The sequence below is a fragment of the Actinoallomurus liliacearum genome, assembly GCF_039542035.1.
GTDB classification, from domain to species: Bacteria; Actinomycetota; Actinomycetes; order Streptosporangiales; family Streptosporangiaceae; genus Actinoallomurus; species Actinoallomurus liliacearum.
The window spans coordinates 259691-276043 of the sequence record NZ_BAABHJ010000005.1; the positions used below are offsets into that span (position 1 = coordinate 259691).

Here is a 16353-nt window from a genome sequence, read left to right on the forward strand (position 1 = left end):
CAGGATATCGCAGCCTTGGATGTCCGCTTAAGTGGATATTAGTGGCTCACGCGAGAATAAGGGGATTTACTAATGATCAACCAATTAATCGCGTTCCGGTGGCGGTATCGTCCGGGGCGGCGTGGGCCGGTGCCCCGGGTGCGCGTCCGGCCTTCGAACGCCCGGCGGGCGACCATCCGGGCGACGGCGATCACGGCGACGATCGCCATGGCGCTCGGCCTGGCGCCGGTCGCCGCCGAGGCGGCATCCGTCACCCGGCCCGCCACGGGTTCCCCGGCACGGGCGACCGCCGGCGGATCCGGAGGGCTCACGGTGTCCGCGCCACGCAAGACCCGGTCCGCCGGCGTCCTGCTGCGCGGGCACGCCGCCCCGCGGAGCGTGGTGACGGTCCGCGGAGGCGTCCTGCCGGCCATGGCCATCGCCGGGCGGGGAGGCACGTTCTCGGTGGAGGTGCTGCTGCGCCCCTCTCGCCGTAACCACCTGACGGTCACGGCGTACTCCGGCAAGCGGCGGTCGGCCAAGCGGCTGACCGTCGAGCAGCGGTCGGGCAAGGCCCACGGCCAGGTGACCGGCCGGGTGCTCGACGCCGCCACGCACCGGCCGGTCGCCGGCGCCGTGGCGAGCTACGGGTCACGGACCGCCAGGACCGACGGCAGCGGCCGGTACACACTCACCGGACTGCCCGACGGCGGCGTCGCCGTCTCGGTCCGCGCGCCCGGGCGCCTCGGCGGTCTGACCGTCGCCACCATGTCCGCCGGGCGCGGCCAGGTCATCGACACGCCCGTGCAGAGCCTCGCCGAGCCCGTACGAGTCGGTCCGCGCGGCGGTTCGTACGCCGGGAAGGGCTGGCGGGTGACCGTACCGGCCGGCGCGGTGCGCAGGCCGACCCGCCTGAACCTGACGCCACTGCGGGCCGCCGGGATGAAAGAGGTGTTCGGCACCGGCGTCCTCGATCTGTCACCGAACGGCCTGCGCTTCGCCAAGCCGATCACCGTGGCCGTCGAGCCCGGCGCGATCGGGCTTGAACCGGCCAAGACGGTGATCAAGGGTTTCGATCCCGATCACCTGACCGTCACGACGCCGCGTACCAAGGTCGTCGGGAAGGACGTGGTGTTCCAGGTCGACCGGCTGCGGGGGCTGGAGGTACGGGCCACGCTGCCCGAGACCCCGGCCGCCTGGTGCAAGCCGCTCAAGGCGTCCGACGTCTGGCTCGCCAGGTCGGACCTGCGCCGGACCTTGATCCCCTTCCTGATGGCCACGAGCGGTTCTCCGCCGGACGGCAGCCAGACCTCGGCGAACATGATCGAGGAGTTCGTCGCGGGCGGGCAGCGCACGCACAACCGGACCGAGGTCACCGACGCCGGCGCGCTCGCGCAGTTCCGCGACGCGCCGGAGACCGCGGCGGCGACCAAGGAGGTGATGAGCGACCTGATCAACGCGATCAATGCCGCGCCCCCGCCCCTCGCGGCACCGCAGACGCCCACGACCAAGCGGTTCTCGGACTACGGCCAGGTCGGCCGGTCGGTCGACATCACCTGGGCGAACGTGATGCGGGTTCCCGGGATCATCGCGGGTGGGCCCGGGCAGGTCACCCTGCCCCCCGGGCCGACGACCTTCCCTGACCAGCGGAACTACTCCGGACCGATGCGGTTCATCCCCACGGCGGACGACCGGGGCGTGCTGAAACGGGTGGACCTCGAGGTCGAGCCGAGCCTCGAGGTACTCGACTCGATCGACTTCTGCGACGGCAACCCCGGTGGGATCGCCGCTCAGATCGGTGGCACGATCCTGCTCAGCCAGCTCGAGGCGACTCCTCAGCCGGGCGGCCGCCCCGGCGAAGTGGCCGGAAAACCGTACCTTTTCCGCGCCGAGACAAAGCTCAAGAAGGAAAAGTGGAACATCACCGCGATCTACCCCCGCAATGACAGGGACAAGGACGGAATTCCGGATGCCCAACCGTGGGCCGGGGCGTCCTTCAAACTCGACAACTGCCCCGTCGACCCCAACCCGGACCAGGCCGACCGGAACGGTGACGGGATCGGTGACGCGTGTCAGAACTGCCCCCGGCCTCAGCTCGCGGGCGGCAGAAGCGCCGCCGCGGACCCCGACAAGTGCGAACTGCCGCCGGGCGGCGTGCCCGGCGGCGGTGGCGGTAGCGACGGCGGCACCACCCGGGACGACGGGCCGCTGCCACCGGCGACCGGCGGATCGTACGGCGACCCGCACTTCGTCACCTTCGACGGCGGCTCGCTCGATTTCCAGGGCGCGGGCGACTATGTCCTGGCCGAGTCGACGACCGACGACTTCCTGGTCCAGGGGCGGTACACCCGGCTGCCGCACAGGTCGTCGTCGATGTCGGTCAACCGCGGCGTGGCCGCGCGGGTGGGCAACTCGGTGATCGCCTTCGGCGACGACACGACGTCGGAGCCGCTCGACCCACAGGTGGCCACCCTCGACGGCAGGCGGCTGCCCCTCAAGGATGGGGCCACGACCAAGCTCCCCGGCGGCGCCGTGCTGACGTTCGGCAAGGTGCGCGGCGCGGTGGTCCGGTGGCCGGACGGCACCGAGCTGATGGCCGGCCGTTGGATCGCCGACAACGCGTTCCTTACGCCGGCGAAGAGCCGCTGGGGGAAGATCCGGGGCCTGTTGGGCAACGCGAACAGCGATCCGAACGACGACCTCACCGCCCGGGACGGCACGCCGGTCAAGGATCCGCTCGACCTCCGGCAGCTGTACGGGACGTTCGGCGCGAGCTGGCGGGTCCAGGGGAGCGCGTCGTTCTTCCGCAGCACGATCCCACCGGACGGCGCGCTGCCGATCGAGCCGCCGCAGCGGGCGTCGGTGTCCGGGCTCCCGGCGGCCGACCGGGCCGCGGCGGAGAAGGAGTGCCGGGACAAGGGCGTGGCGCCCGGTGCCGCGCTGGAGCAGTGCGTCCTGGACGTCGCCCTCACCGGTGACCGGCGGTTCGCCGACAACGCGGCGGTCGTCGCCCAGCGGATGCGGTCCACCGTCGACCTCACCGCGCTCGGCGGCCCCGTCGAGGACACCGCCGACCTCCAGCTCGGCCGGCGGGTGTCGGGCTCGCTGGACAAGCCGTACGTCACCGATCGCTACCTGGTCGATCTGAGGGCCGGGCAGTCGGTGCGGATCACCACGCCGGGCGCCTGTCCCGGTGCCGGCACCTTCGTGATCACCCTGGTCGCGCCCAGCGGCCGGCCGCTCGGCCGTACCCGCGGCCCGGGATGCGGCTCGGTGGGCTTCACCGGGCTCCGCGAGTCAGGGCGATACCAGGTCCGGGTCTTCGACCCGGGCGGTTTCACCGGCCGGTACGAGTTCCAGGCCGACGGCGACCAGGCCGACGTGAGCTGCGACGCGAACCGCGTCGTGCCGAACGACGACCAGTCGGGTCCTGAGGTGAGCCTGCCGTTCACGCTGAACTTCAAGGGGCGGCGGTTCTCCGGGCTCTGGGTGAACAACAACGGCAACGTCAGCTTCGGCGACAGGCCGTTCTCGGACTTCACCCCCGAGCCCTTCAAGGACCTGACGGAACCGATCATCGCGCCGTGGTGGGCCGACGTCGACACGCGGGCTCCGGGAACGCAGCCGGTCCGGTACGGGATGGGCACGGTGCAGGGGCGGCGGGCGTTCTGCGTCCTGTACGACGGGGTCGGCTACTACGACGCCCACGCCGACCCGCTGAACTCGTTCGAGCTCTACCTCGTCGATCGGGGCGACGCCGGCGACGGCGCGTTCGACATCGTGTTCCGGTACCGGCGGTTGCGCTGGGAGAGCGGCGACCTCAGCGGCGGCCGGGGCGGTCTCGGCGGCACCTCGGCGGGTGTCGGCTACGCCAACGGGTCCGGCGAGCCGGGCACGTTCCTCGAGGTCCCTGGATCCCGCGTCCCCGGATCCTTCCTCGACACGTCGTCGAACGGCCTGTCGCACACGTCGACCGGCAACGATCAGGTCGGCGTCCACGTCTATCCGATCCGTTCCTGACCCGGACGACGGTGTCCGGCCCGCACGCGCCGGCGGGCCGGGCACCGTTCGGTGTCGCGAAGTACGGTGTGAATCGTGGCCGACGTGGTGATCCGTGGTGGATGGGTGGTCGACGGGACCGGCGCGCCCGCCTTCCGGGCCGACGTCGCGATCTCCGGTGACCGGATCACCGAGGTCGGCCCGCTGCCCGGGGCGAGTGCGGCGACCGAGATCGACGCGACCGGCCGGTACGTCATGCCCGGCTTCATCGACACCCACGTCCACGGCGACGCGGCCGTCTTCGACCCCGAGGTCCAGCTCGCCGCGCTCCGCCAGGGCGTCACCACCTTCGTGCTCGGCCAGGACGGCGTCTCCTTCGCCCCGGCCGACCCGGCGACGCTGGCGTACGTCTCGCGGTACTTCGCCCCGGTCAACGGGCGGCATCCCGGACTCGACGACGGCCCGGTGACCGTCGCCGGCCTGCTCGCCGGCTACGACCGCCGTCTTCCCCTCCACACCGTCTACCTGCTCCCGCACGGGACCCTCCGGCGCAACGCGCTCGGCGCCGCCCGCCGCGCGCCCGACGCCGACGAACTGGCCGCCATGCTCCGCCAGGTCGAACGCGGCCTGGAAGAGGGCGCGGCGGGCCTGTCCACCGGCCTGGAGTACTTCCCCGGCGCGTACGCCGACGCCGACGAGCTGGCCGCGCTCTGCGCGCCGGTCGCCGCCGCCGGCCTGCCGTACGTGACGCACATGCGGGGGTACGAGGCCAAGGCCGGTGACGGGATGGCCGAGGTGCTGCGGATCGCGCGGGCCGGCGGGGTCGCGCCGCACGTCTCGCACTATCACGGCCCCCGCGAACACCTGATCGCGATGGTGGACGACGCGCGGGCCGAGGGCGTCGACCTGACCTTCGACAACTACCCGTACCTGCGCGGTTCCAGCACCCTCACGCTCGTCACCCTGCCCGACCGGCTTCCCGTCGCCGACCTGGACGCGACCCTGTCGGCCCTGGCCGACCCCGCCGTACGCCGGCGGCTGGAGAGCGAGTGGACGGCCGACCTGTGGCCCCGCATCACGCTGTCGCACGTGCCGGCCGACGACCTGCGCTGGACCGAGGGCCTGACGCTGCCCGAGGCCGCCGAGCGGGCGGGCCGCTCCCCGGGTCAGTTCTGCTGCGACCTGCTCGTGGCGACCCGCCTGGAGGCCGGCTGCGTGTTCGGGCAGCCGCCGACCAACACCGAGGAGTCGGTACGGGCCCTGCTGCGGCACCCGGCGCAGACCGCCGGCTCCGACGCCATCTACCAGGGCGGGCACCCGCACCCGCGCGGCTGGGGTGCCTTCGCCCGGCTCCTGGCCCGGCACGTGCGCGAGCTCGGCGACTGGACCTGGGAACAGGCGGCGGTCCACATGGCCGCGCACGCCGCGCGGCGGTTCCGCCTGCTGGACCGGGGCGTCGTCCGCCGGGGCTTCGCGGCCGACCTCGTCGTCCTCGACCCTCATGCGGTCACCGACCGCGCGACCTACGAGTCCCCGCGTACGCCTGCCGACGGCGTCGACCACGTCCTGGTGGGCGGGGTACCCGTCCTGGCCGGGGGAGCCCTGACCGGCGCGCTGCCCGGCCGCGCCCTCACCCCGAACTGACCGATCCGTCTCCTCCGTGGAAGGAAACCGACACATGACCGAGGCTTCATGACCACCAGAGTCGGCCCCGGCCCGGTGCTGCTCGCCTGCGGTGTCGTCGCCATCGTGCGGGGCAGCAGCGGGGACCGGACGGACGCGGTGCTCGACACGCTCGCCGCCGCCGGCGTGCGCTGCCTGGAGGTGACCCTCAACACCCCCGGAGCGCTGGACTCCCTCCGGGCCGCGCGCCGCCGGCTGCCCGACGACGTCGAGCTCGGCGCGGGCACCGTGCTCACCGCCGCGCAGGTCGACGCGGCCGCCGACGCCGGCGCGTCGTTCATCGTCGCGCCCGACGCCCGCCCGGTCGTCGCCGAGCGCGCCGCCGCGCACGGTCTCGGCTACTACCCGGGCGCCCTCACGCCCACCGAGATCGGCGCGGCCTGGGAGCTCGGGGCGTCCGCCGTGAAGGTCTTCCCGGCGGGCGCGTTCGGCCCCGGCTACCTGCGCGATGTACGCGGGCCGTTCCGCGACGTGCCGCTCCTGCCCACCGGTGGCGTCGGCATCGACGTGGCCGGCGACTACATCAGGGCCGGCGCCATCGCGGTCGGCGTCGGCGGTCCCCTCCTCGGCGACGCGCTCGACGGCGGGTCGCTGGACGCCCTCACCGACCGCGCCCGCCGCCTCGTCGCGGCCGTCGCGGGAGCACGCGGGTGACCGTCCAGGGCGACCGGGTGGGCGGCTTCGTCCGCACTGCCGGAGTAGGGCCGATCGACTTCATGGTGAACAAGGGCTGATGGACTCCACCGTCTACACCTTCGTCGAGGACCTGCGCGGAGAGGGCGCCGCACCGGTCCTCGACCGGGTCCTCGGCTATGGCTGCACCGGGCTGACCGTCGCGGCGGCCTACCACCGGGCCCGTGACGTCACCCCGCACGGCGCGTCCCGGGTGACCTTCCGGCACGACGGCGTGCACTTCCCACCTGGCGACCTGTTCGGGCGGCTGGCGCCGCCGGTGCAGGCCGGCGCGGAGGACGACCCGCTCCGATCGCTGCGGGCGCTGACCCGCTCGCGCGGCGCGTCCCTGTACGCGTGGGGCGTCTTCCTGCACAACACCACGATCGGCCTGGCACACCCCGACGTGACGCAGGAGAACTGCTTCGGCGACCGCGCGGCCCCGGCGGACCTGTGCCCGTCCAACCCCGACGTCCGCGCGTACGCCGTGGCGCTGGCCCGCTCCCTGGCCCGGTACGGCGTCGACGGCGTCGTCGCCGAGTCGCTGCACTTCGGGTTCTTCGGCCACGGCTACCACCACGAACGGTCCTTCGTCGAACTCGGCCCGGTCGCCGAGTACGCCCTCGGCCTGTGCTTCTGCCCGCACTGCCGGCGCGTCGAGGGCGCCGAGGCGGCACGGGCGGAGGCCACGCGCCTGGTGGAGGAGGCGTTCGAGGGCGGCGGCGCGCGGCAGGCGGAGACCGGTCTACCGGCGGCGATCGTGGAGTTCGCGATGGCCCGCCGGGCGACGGTCACCTCGCTCGCCGCCGAGGTCGCCGAGGCCGTCGCGGCAGAGGGATCCCGCCTGATCTTCCTCGACCTCACGGGCGCGGTGAAGGGGTACGCGGACGGCCGGCCGGCGGACGGCCCCGCGGCGTCCGACGCGTGGCGGATCGGCATCGACCCCGCCGCCGTCGCGGGCGTCGTCCACGGCTACGCCGTCACCGCGTACGCGCGCGACACGGGTCGCGTCGCCACTGACCTGGAGGCCTACCGCGCCGCCCTCGGACCGGACCGGGAACTGCGCGCGCTGCTGCGCCCGGGCCCGCCGGACACCACCTCGGCGGCCGACCTGGCCACCAAGATCGGCTCGGTCGCGTCGGTGGCCGACGCGGTCGACTTCTACGCCTACGGGCTGCAGCCGTACCGCGTCCTGGACCGCCTGTCGGCCCTGCGCTGAGCCGCGTGGCGCGCCGCCCGGCCGACCGGCGCGCCACGCGGTTCAGTGGGGCGGCGTGTCCCATGATCGCGAAGGTGGGGGAGGGGAATTGTCGGTCCGCCTCGCTAGCTTCACCACGGTCGGTAATCACTCGACCGCAAGGAGGAAGTGTGACGGATCGGGACCTCGCTCGGGAGCGGCGTCAGGCCAGGCAGAAAGAGTCACGCAGGCTGCGCGGCCTGGAGCGGGAGGCGGCGGCACGGGCCCGGGTCCGCCTCGCCGCACGGACGACTCCGCCGGAGCGGGTGGTCCTGCGCCTGGGGCCCACCAACTCCGGAAAGACCCACGACGGGATCGAGTTCCTCATCGCGCAGGCCCGACTGGGGCTGTCGGGCACGTACGCCGCTCCGCTGCGGATGCTCGCCCGGGAGGTCTATGAGAGGCTGCGCGCGCATCTCCCCGACGAGCGCGTCGGTCTCGTGACCGGTGAAGAGCGGATCAACCCGCAGGCCGACGTCGTCTCCTGTACCGCCGAGTCCGCGCGCACCTGCGGCGACGTGCTCGTGCTCGATGAGGCGCACTGGGTCGCCGATCACGATCGAGGCCATGCCTGGACCCGGCTCCTGCTGACCGGTTCCCACCGTTACATCCACGTCGCGGCCGCCCCCGAAGCCGGCGCCCTGCTGCGCACCGCCTTCGTCCAGGCGGGTCACCTCGAGATCGCGCAGCACTCGCGCTGTACGGAGCTCACCCACGCACCCGCGATGGGCCCTCGAACGATCCCCGCCGGCTCGGCCGTGGTCGCGTTCAGCCGCAGGGCGGTGCTGGCCCTGCACCGGGAGCTGATCGACCACGGTCGCAGCGCCACCGTCCTGTACGGAGCCATGCCTCCCGGGGCGCGCCGGGAGCAGATCCAGCGACTGGTCACCGGCGAGGTCGAAGTGATCGTCACAACGGACGTCATCGGACACGGGGTCAATCTGCCGCTGCGCGCGGTGGCCTTCGCCGAGACCGGCAAGTTCGACGGCAAGGAGCGCCGTCGGCTGCGACTGTGGGAGGCGGCCCAGATCGCGGGACGGGCCGGACGGCGTGGCTTCGCCGCAGGGGAGGGCCTCGTCGCGACGTACGCCGGCGGCATCCCGGGGTTCTCGCCGGACGCCGGGCTCGTGCGTGCCGCCGTCGCCGTGGCGAACGGCGCGCCCTCCGACCTCTCGATCATCAAGGCGAGCCTTCGCCCGGACTGGGGTGAGCTGGGCGACCCCACCCCGGCCGAGATCCCGCATGCCCTGCGCGGTTGGCGGAAGGCGGCTCGCCGCGAGGCCTCGGCCCGTCCCTGGTTGCGTCCCGCGTCGATCGAGACCTTACTCACGATGTGGGAGACGGCCCGTGCCACGGTCCGCGCCCCCGTGACAGTGGACGCTCCGTGGCCCGGCGACGGACCCACGGTGTGGCGGCTCATCACCCTCCCCGTGGACGCGGACGGCGCCTTTCCCGAGATAGCCGCCGCGGTGCTGACGGGCCGCTCTCTGCGGACGATCCTTCGTCCCGACTCCGTGATCTCCCGGATGAGCCTCGACGAGGCGGAGCGTCATGCCGCCCTCATGCGCGACCTGAGTTCGGCCGGCCGGTCCTTCGGGGCCGTCGGCGGCGTGGATCACGAAGAGGCCGCGGCCGGAGAGGAAGCGGCGTCCCGGCGCATCGTCGAATTGGTCGCCCAACGTAGACCCCTCGTCAACGCGTCGCTCTGCGTATCGTGCGCTCGGCCGTGCGCCCCGTGGTTCCAGCGATGCGACGACTGTCACCGAGCCAGGTTCGACTGGTACGACGGTGATGATCCATTCGCGTGGTGAGCACTTTCGGGCGCCGGTCCGCGGGCCGCCGCCCCCTCTTCCCGCGACCCGTCTGCGAGGCCGACGCACCCGCCCTGAGAGAGCGTCGTTGTACTCGGATCCTCCGATGAGAGGGGCACTCCGGCTCCGGCCCGGAGGTGCCCCCCGCATCGGTCGCGCCCGAACGGATGATCAGGCGCGGCGCCGGTAATCCTCGAGCCTCGTGACCGGGTCGTAAGGGTGCTCCGCGACGCCCTTGGACGCGTCGATGACCCGGACCCATGCCGAACGCACCGGGTGCGAGGTACGCGGCAGCATCAGCCGGCAGAACGCCTTCGGGTCGATGCCGTCGTAGTCGTGCCGTACGACGCAGCGGTACACGTCGTCGGAGACCACGAGCACCATCGGGGCGTCACTGCCGCCCAGTATCCGCTTCACCGGGCCGGCGTTCAGGAGCCGGAACGCGACGTCGAGGGCTTCGCCGAAGCACCCGTTGTCGTCGAAGGTCACCTCCCCGGCGTGCACGACCACGCGCAGCCGGAACTGCCGCTCGGGGTGACGCCGGTTGTGCTGGGCGAGGAGGGTGCCCAGGGTCGGGACGACGGTGTCGAGTAGCACCGTCTTGGGAGCCTGGTCGACGGGGTGGATCAGGGCGAGCACGCCGTCGCCCCGGTCGAGGAAGGAGTCACGGTACGGCTCCGTGACCCCGCCCGCGGCCAGGGCCTGCTCGAAGAGGTCGTACATCGCCCTGCGCAGGTACCCCTTGGCCGGGTCGGTCAGACGGGTCGATCCTTCGGCGTCGATCGCGATGATAGTTCGATGGAGAGGGGGAATCACGAGATCCTTTCGAATCGATCTGAATCAAACTGAATCACCATCGTCGGACGGGGAGTGTCCGACGGAGGGTGATCGACGAGCAGGTTATACCGAGAGGGGCGAGCTGTCCGCGCGTTGACGGGATCCCGGTTGGGTGGTTGACTCTCCCGCGAGCATCTAGGGCATCCCTGGCTTGCTGGGACATACTTCGCATCGTCCTGAATCTCCGTCGAACTCCGGGTTGAGGTGATGGCCGTGGCCGGTGACAGACGTGACCCGGTGTACGACAAGCGACGGCGACTGGCCGGCGAGCTGCGCGTCCTTCGCGACATGAGCGGGGTCAGCGGGAGGGATCTGGCGAAGCGGATCGGCATCAGCCAGTCCAAGGTGTCGCGGATCGAGGCCGGCACCGCCCAGCCGTCCGCCGCGGAGATCACCGCCTGGGCCCGTGCGGTCGGCGCGTCCGACGAGACCGAGCGACTGCTCGCCACCCTCGACGAGGTCGCTCGCACCGGCGTCGAGGCCTGGCAGGCGGCGCTCGAGGGCCGGCCCCATCTTCAGGACGAGATACGCGAGCGCGAGGAGACGGCCCGGCGCATACGCAATTTCCAGCCGGCGTTCGTTCCCGGCCTGCTGCAGACGTCCGGTTACGCGCAGCGGGTGTTCGCGATGTTCAAGTCGAGCGTTCCGGGGACGAGCGTCGCCGCCGCGGTGGCCGCCAGACTGGACCGCCAGCTCGCTCTGTACGAAGGCGACAGGGAATACGAGTTCCTCATCACCGAGGCGGCACTTCGGTGGCGTCCCGGTCCGCCGCGGCTCGCGATCGCACAGCTGGATCGGGTTGCGACGGTGAGCACACTGGACAATGTCTCGGTCGGGCTGATCCCCCTGTCGGCCGAGGCGGAGGCGCCGTACCTCCAGGGATTCTCGATCCTCGACGACGGGGACGCCGGCGACAACGCCCTGGTCCTGATCGAACTCGACCACGCCCCTCTTACCGTCACCGACGCCGACGACGTGGCGATCTACCAGAACCGCTGGTCGACACTGTGGAAGACCGCGGTCTTCGGTGACGAGGCGCAGGCGCTCCTGCGTGAGCTGACGGTCCAGATGCGGACCCTCGAGGGCTGAGCATGGTTTCGACCGTTCAGACCCGGGTGCGGCGGCCGGCGACCGTCGGCGTCCGCACCCAGGTTCCGACAGCGCGCGCGTCAGCCGACGCTGAATCGGCCGGCCTTCACCGCGGCCACGAAGGCCTCCCACTCCGAGCGGCTGAACCACAGAACCGGCCCGTCCTGCCCGGCCTTCGAGTCACGGACCGCCACCACCTCGGTGATGGCGACCTCCACGCACGCGCCGTAGTCGCAGGCGCTCTGGAACTCGGCCGGCTCCGGCATCATCCGCTGCATGGCCTCGCTCATGGTGCCCCCTTTCTCGTCGAGGCGATCCCTCACCGCCTCGCGAGTCGACCGTCGGACACGTCGCTGGCAGGAAACGGGGCGGGAATCTGGCCGCGAACCGGTGATGTGGCGATGGGAAGAGGCCCGGTAAGGCGCGTTGACCAAGGTTGGACAGCCACCCCCCCGTTTCATGTAAGAGAAGGAGGAAAAAGTAAATGGCACAGGGGAAGAAACGCGTGGGGGGTTCCGGTGGAATTCCGGATGCTCGGGCCAATCGAATTCTGGTTGACCGGAATTCGGGTGGATCTCGGGACTGCCAAGGAGCGCCTGCTCCTCGCCGCTCTCTTGCTCGCCGAGGGGCGCCCGGTCTCCGTGGAGACCTTGATCGATCGCGTGTGGGGACGGAATCCACCGGCTGAAGTACGGCAGAGCCTGCAGACCGATCTGTCGCGTCTGCGCAGGAGGTTCAAGAAGTACGGCGTCGCCGAGACCGTCCGCCTGGCCGCGACGCCTGGAGCGTACGCGTTGGAGGTGTCTCCTGAGCACGTCGACCTCTTCCGGTCTCGTATGCTCCACGACCAGGCCATTTCCAGGCGGCAAAGCGGCAACACACGAGACGCGATCAAACTGCTCCGCGAAGGCGTGAACCTGTGGCGGGCGGAACCGCTGACCGGTATTTCCGGTGAGTGGGTCGACCAGATGCGGGTGAGTCTCGACGGAGACTATCGAGCGATGACCCGTGAACTGATCGAGATGGAGCTCGCCGTTGGGAACCACGCCGAGATCGTCGGTTCCCTGGTGAACTTGATCGGAAGATATCCGCTGGACGAATCCTTCGTCGGACAGTTGATGATCGCCTATTACCGCTGCGGTCGGCAGGCCGACGCGCTCGGGCTGTACCAGACCACCGCCCGACGGCTACGTGAGGATGCCGGTGCGGCGCCGTCGCCTCGCCTTCAGACTCTGTTCCGCGGCATCCGGCAGCACGATTCGGCGGTCGCCGCGCCCCAGCGTGCGGCGTCGGAACCGATACCGGGGCTCGACCAGCTGCCGCCACCGGTGCCGGAGTTCACCGGGCGCGCCGAAGAACTCGCCGCGCTGGCCGCCCGCACAGGCACGGCGGACGATGTGGTGCTGATCGAGGGCATGCCCAGCGTCGGGAAGACGGCCCTCGCGGTCAGGGCCGCCCATGACCTCGCCGAACACTTCCCCGACGGGTGCTTCTTCCTGCCGCTTCACGGCCACGACGCGCACCACCTACCGGAGAGCCCGGCCGGCGCACTGTCCAAACTTCTCCAGTTGGCCGGCATCGCGCCTACGAGCATTCCGCAGGATACGGCCGCACGGATCAGGCTGTGGCGTGACGTGATGGAGGGGCGCCGGGCCATGGTCGTACTCGATGATGCCGTCAACGAGGACCAGGTTCGACCGCTCCTGCCGGGCACCTCGGACTGCCGCGTGATCATCACCAGCCGCCGCCACCTGGCCGGGATCAACGGCCGCCATCATCGGCTCGGCGTGCTGCCGATGGCGGACGCCATCGCCCTGTTCACGCGGATCGCGGAACCGGAGGCCGTCGTCGCGCCCGACTCGGTCGCCGGCGCGGTCCGGCTGTGCGGCGGATTGCCGCTGGCGATCCGCCTGGCCGCGACGCGATGGCGCGATCGACAGGTCTCCTCGATCGAGACCCTGGCCGAGGACCTGCGCGGGCCGCACGAGAACATCGCCGACCTGCAGGATCCGGCACTGGCGGCCACCTTCGCCCTCTCCTACCGTGACCTGTCGGTCACGCAACGGCGAATCTTCCGGCGCATGGGCATCAGTCCGGTCGCCGAGTTGACGGCCGCTGCCGTCGCCGTCCTCGCCGGCATACCGGTGGGTGAGGCCGAGCGAAGCCTCGCCGACTTCGCCGACCACTACCTGATCGAGGAGATTTCCGCGGGCAGGTTCCAGCTCCACGATCTGGTCCGGCAGTACGCCACGGCCCTTCCGGCCCGAGAAGATCCACAGTTCGACGTTCGGCGTGCTGTCGGCCGAGTGCTCGACTATTACCTGCTCAAGGCCGACATGGCCGACAGCACGCTGTTTCCGCACCACATCCGTGCCGGGGTGGCCGCCGCTGACCGATCCGTGTCGGTCGAGCCGTTCGCGGACGAGGAGGCGGCGACGAACTGGCTGTCGGTCGAGCGGAAGAACCTGGTTCGCCTGATTCAGTACGCCGCTGATCACGCCTGGAACGCTCACGCCATCGACTACGCCAAGACGGTGGCCCGCTACTTCGACTCCGCCTCCCAGTGGGAGGAGGCGGAGATGATCCACCGACGTGTGCTGAACATCGCCCTCGAACTCGAGCTCCCCAAGGCCGCCGCCCAGGCGCAATTCGACCTGGCGGTCGTGCAGTGGAGGCTGGGAAGGATGGAAGAGGCGCTCGCGAACGCCACCAAGGCCGAGCAGATCGCGCACCGTGCGGGCGACGCGGCTCTCAGAGCCGCCGCACTGGACCAGATAGGCCTGGTGGCGTGGTCGTCGTCGAATTATCGGGAGGCGCTCGCCTATTTCGGTGAGTCCCTCGATATCTATCGCGACGCCGAGTACCCCCGTGGGAAGGGGGAGTGCCTCAATCACCTCGGAATGATGCTGGCGCAGGTCGGGCGGCATCAGGAAGCGCTGCGTAGCTTCCATGACGCACTTGAGAGCTTCCGCTCCATCGGCGACGTGCGCGGCGAGGCGACAACGCTGAGCAACCTCGCCCATACCCATCTGCTGCTCGGCTACCATCGCGACGCTTATGAGCTGTATCAGAAGTCGCGCGACATCTATCGGACTCTGACGGGGCGGCGTAACAAGGCGATCCTGGACAATAATCTCGGCGACGTGGCACGCTATCGCGGCCGCCATGACACCGCCCTGAAGTACTACAGCGAGGCCCTCGCCGAGTTCTCGGCGACCGGGGACCGGATCAATGAGTCGAACGTTCTGAACAATATGGGGCTCGCGCTCACCGGCCTGGAGCAGTACAACGAGGCGCTGATCCGCCATCGCTCCGCGGTGGCCGTGGCCAGAACGATCAACAACACGAGCGAGAAGATCCGGGGGACGCTCGGCATCGCGGACGTACGCGTCTGCACGGGCCAGTACCCGGTCGCCACCGATGACTATCGAGCCGCGCGCCGCCTCGCCCAGCAGATAGGCGACCCCTATCTCGAGGCTCAGGCGCTGAATGGGCTCGGCCACGTGACGAGCCTGACCAAGGGGCATGACGCCGCGCGCATCTACTGGCGCCAGGCTTACGACCTGTTCTTACAACTGAACATCGTTCCAGAGATCGAAGCGGTGAAGATTCGCCTGGATATCATCGACCTGGCCGACTGATAAGCGTATTCACTCCGCCTCGCCGTCGTATGCGGTGAGGCTATTAAGCGTGGCAGAAAACTCTGGCGGGCGCGAGATTTCGGTCCGATCTTTTTTCTATTTTCGCTCCTCAGGTTCCGCGTGATCGTCTAGGGTTGAGGCAGTTCGATCGAAGGGCGATCGAATCGTCGAATTAGAGAGACTTTGAATGTTCAAGCACGAAAAGATATTGAAGGCCGTTCTGGTTGCCGCCACCGTGATGGGTGCTCTTCAGTGGATGCCGAATTCGTTCCACGGATAGGCGTGCGGGTGTAGCGAGAACGCGCTCGTGAGGGGTTCCGGCGAAGTAGCGCCGGAACCCCTCACGCTTGTATGTCCCCCGTCTGTGGTTGCGACCGAGGCGGGGTCGGTCGCTCAGCGCGTGGCCTGGGCGGTGACGCGCTGGATGGCCTGGACGGCGACATCAGGCCGGTCGAGGTAGATGTAGTGCTCGCTGTTGGCGGCGATGCTCAGCCTGCTGCGCCTGGAGACCGCGAGCCACTTGTGCTCGCCTGCGGTCCACGCCCGCTCCAGAGCGGGACCGTACTGGGGGAAGGCCGCGAGGTACGGCTTTCCATGCTTGATCACCTGCACCGGGATGTTCCCGGCAGAGCGCACCTTCTCGTCGGTGATGACGAGCTTCTCCGGGCTCTCCCCCCGGTCCACCGCGAGAGTCTGGGCGCGCAGCTCGGCCGCCGGGCCGGTGGCGGACGCGGGGATCGTCTGGGTGATGTCGGCGACCGAGGTCGGTGACGTGGCGTCCATCAGGACGAGCCCCTTGACCTGGTGGTGGCCGGGAGCGTACCTGGCGGCGATCATCCCGCCCAGCGAGTGCCCGGCCAGGACGACCGGGCCGTCACCGGCGACCCGATCCAGCACCGCGGTGAGGATCCTCCCGGTGTCGGCGAAGCTCTGCGGGCCGTCCGGCTGATCGCTCGCCCCTTCGCCGAGCCGGTCGTAGGCGCAGACCCGGTCGTTCTTGCTCAGGGTCTTCTGAAGGGCGGCCATCTTGTCCAGCCCATCACCCAGTCCGGGCAGCAGGACGATGACGGGGCGGTGTTTCACCGGGCCGCCCGAGCAGGACACGTTCACCGACTTGCCGCCGACGTCGATCTTCTTCGTCCCAGAGAACAGGTCCTTTTCGGCTTTTCGCCCATGGGTGCCGGTGAATGGGTTCGAAACCGCATTCGCGTCGACCTTGCAGCCGGCGAGTCCCACACCGGCCACGGTGCAGCACAGTGCCATGACAGCGGATGCCTTGATCTTGCGAAGCATGATGTCCTCCGAGAAGAAAGTGGCGGCCGAAGCGCCGTGGCCACATCGAGAACGCTATGGATTCGCCGGCTCGGAATCGTCACCACGCGGTGGACACTCGCGCGTAGCTCAC

The 16353-nt window shown here is 70.5% G+C and carries 10 protein-coding genes; 7 read left to right on the plus strand and 3 right to left on the minus strand.

Features of this window, described 5'->3' with window-relative positions; genetic code table 11:
* The first annotated feature begins 138 nt into the window (after positions 1–138).
* The 5 genes from ABD978_RS08900 (at position 139) to ABD978_RS08920 (ending at position 9381) form a co-directional block, all read left to right on the plus strand.
* A complete protein-coding gene (locus tag ABD978_RS08900; protein WP_345351352.1) occupies positions 139–3999 on the plus strand; it encodes a nidogen-like domain-containing protein in 3861 nt (1286 codons plus the stop codon).
* Positions 4000–4074: 75 nt separating this feature from the next.
* Complete coding sequence (locus tag ABD978_RS08905; RefSeq protein WP_345351355.1) at positions 4075–5622, plus strand: N-acyl-D-amino-acid deacylase family protein; 1548 nt, start codon at positions 4075–4077, stop codon at positions 5620–5622.
* A 48-nt stretch (positions 5623–5670) separates the two neighbouring features.
* The gene (locus ABD978_RS08910; protein ID WP_345351358.1) at positions 5671–6315 is read left to right on the plus strand and encodes a bifunctional 4-hydroxy-2-oxoglutarate aldolase/2-dehydro-3-deoxy-phosphogluconate aldolase; all 645 of its coding nucleotides are present in this window, start codon (positions 5671–5673) and stop codon (positions 6313–6315) included.
* Between the two features lie 79 nt (positions 6316–6394).
* Positions 6395–7552 carry a hypothetical protein gene (locus ABD978_RS08915; protein WP_345351361.1) on the plus strand — a complete coding sequence of 386 codons (1158 nt, stop codon included), beginning with the start codon at positions 6395–6397 and terminating at the stop codon, positions 7550–7552.
* A 149-nt stretch (positions 7553–7701) separates the two neighbouring features.
* The gene (locus ABD978_RS08920; RefSeq protein ID WP_345351364.1) at positions 7702–9381 is read left to right on the plus strand and encodes a helicase-related protein; all 1680 of its coding nucleotides are present in this window, start codon (positions 7702–7704) and stop codon (positions 9379–9381) included.
* Between the two features lie 171 nt (positions 9382–9552).
* Here ABD978_RS08920 and ABD978_RS08925 read toward each other — a convergent pair whose 3' ends face one another.
* Entirely contained in the window at positions 9553–10197 is a 645-nt protein-coding gene (locus ABD978_RS08925; protein WP_345351367.1) for a nucleotidyl cyclase domain-containing protein, read from the minus strand.
* A 234-nt stretch (positions 10198–10431) separates the two neighbouring features.
* Between ABD978_RS08925 and ABD978_RS08930 the strand changes: the two genes are divergently transcribed.
* Entirely contained in the window at positions 10432–11307 is an 876-nt protein-coding gene (locus tag ABD978_RS08930; RefSeq protein ID WP_345351370.1) for a helix-turn-helix domain-containing protein, read from the plus strand.
* An 80-nt stretch (positions 11308–11387) separates the two neighbouring features.
* Here ABD978_RS08930 and ABD978_RS08935 read toward each other — a convergent pair whose 3' ends face one another.
* Positions 11388–11597 (minus strand): DUF397 domain-containing protein, encoded by a 210-nt coding sequence (locus tag ABD978_RS08935; RefSeq protein ID WP_345351373.1) that lies wholly within the window; start codon positions 11595–11597, stop codon positions 11388–11390.
* Positions 11598–11825: 228 nt separating this feature from the next.
* Here ABD978_RS08935 and ABD978_RS08940 point away from each other — a divergent pair, with 228 nt between their 5' ends.
* The gene (locus tag ABD978_RS08940; protein ID WP_345351376.1) at positions 11826–14948 is read left to right on the plus strand and encodes an AfsR/SARP family transcriptional regulator; all 3123 of its coding nucleotides are present in this window, start codon (positions 11826–11828) and stop codon (positions 14946–14948) included.
* 393 nt (positions 14949–15341) lie between these two features.
* On the opposite strand, the gene ABD978_RS08945 is transcribed toward ABD978_RS08940, so the two are convergent.
* Positions 15342–16241: an alpha/beta fold hydrolase gene (locus ABD978_RS08945; RefSeq protein WP_345351379.1), complete on the minus strand. Its 900-nt coding sequence runs from the start codon at positions 16239–16241 to the stop codon at positions 15342–15344.
* Between the last annotated feature and the right edge of the window lie 112 nt (positions 16242–16353).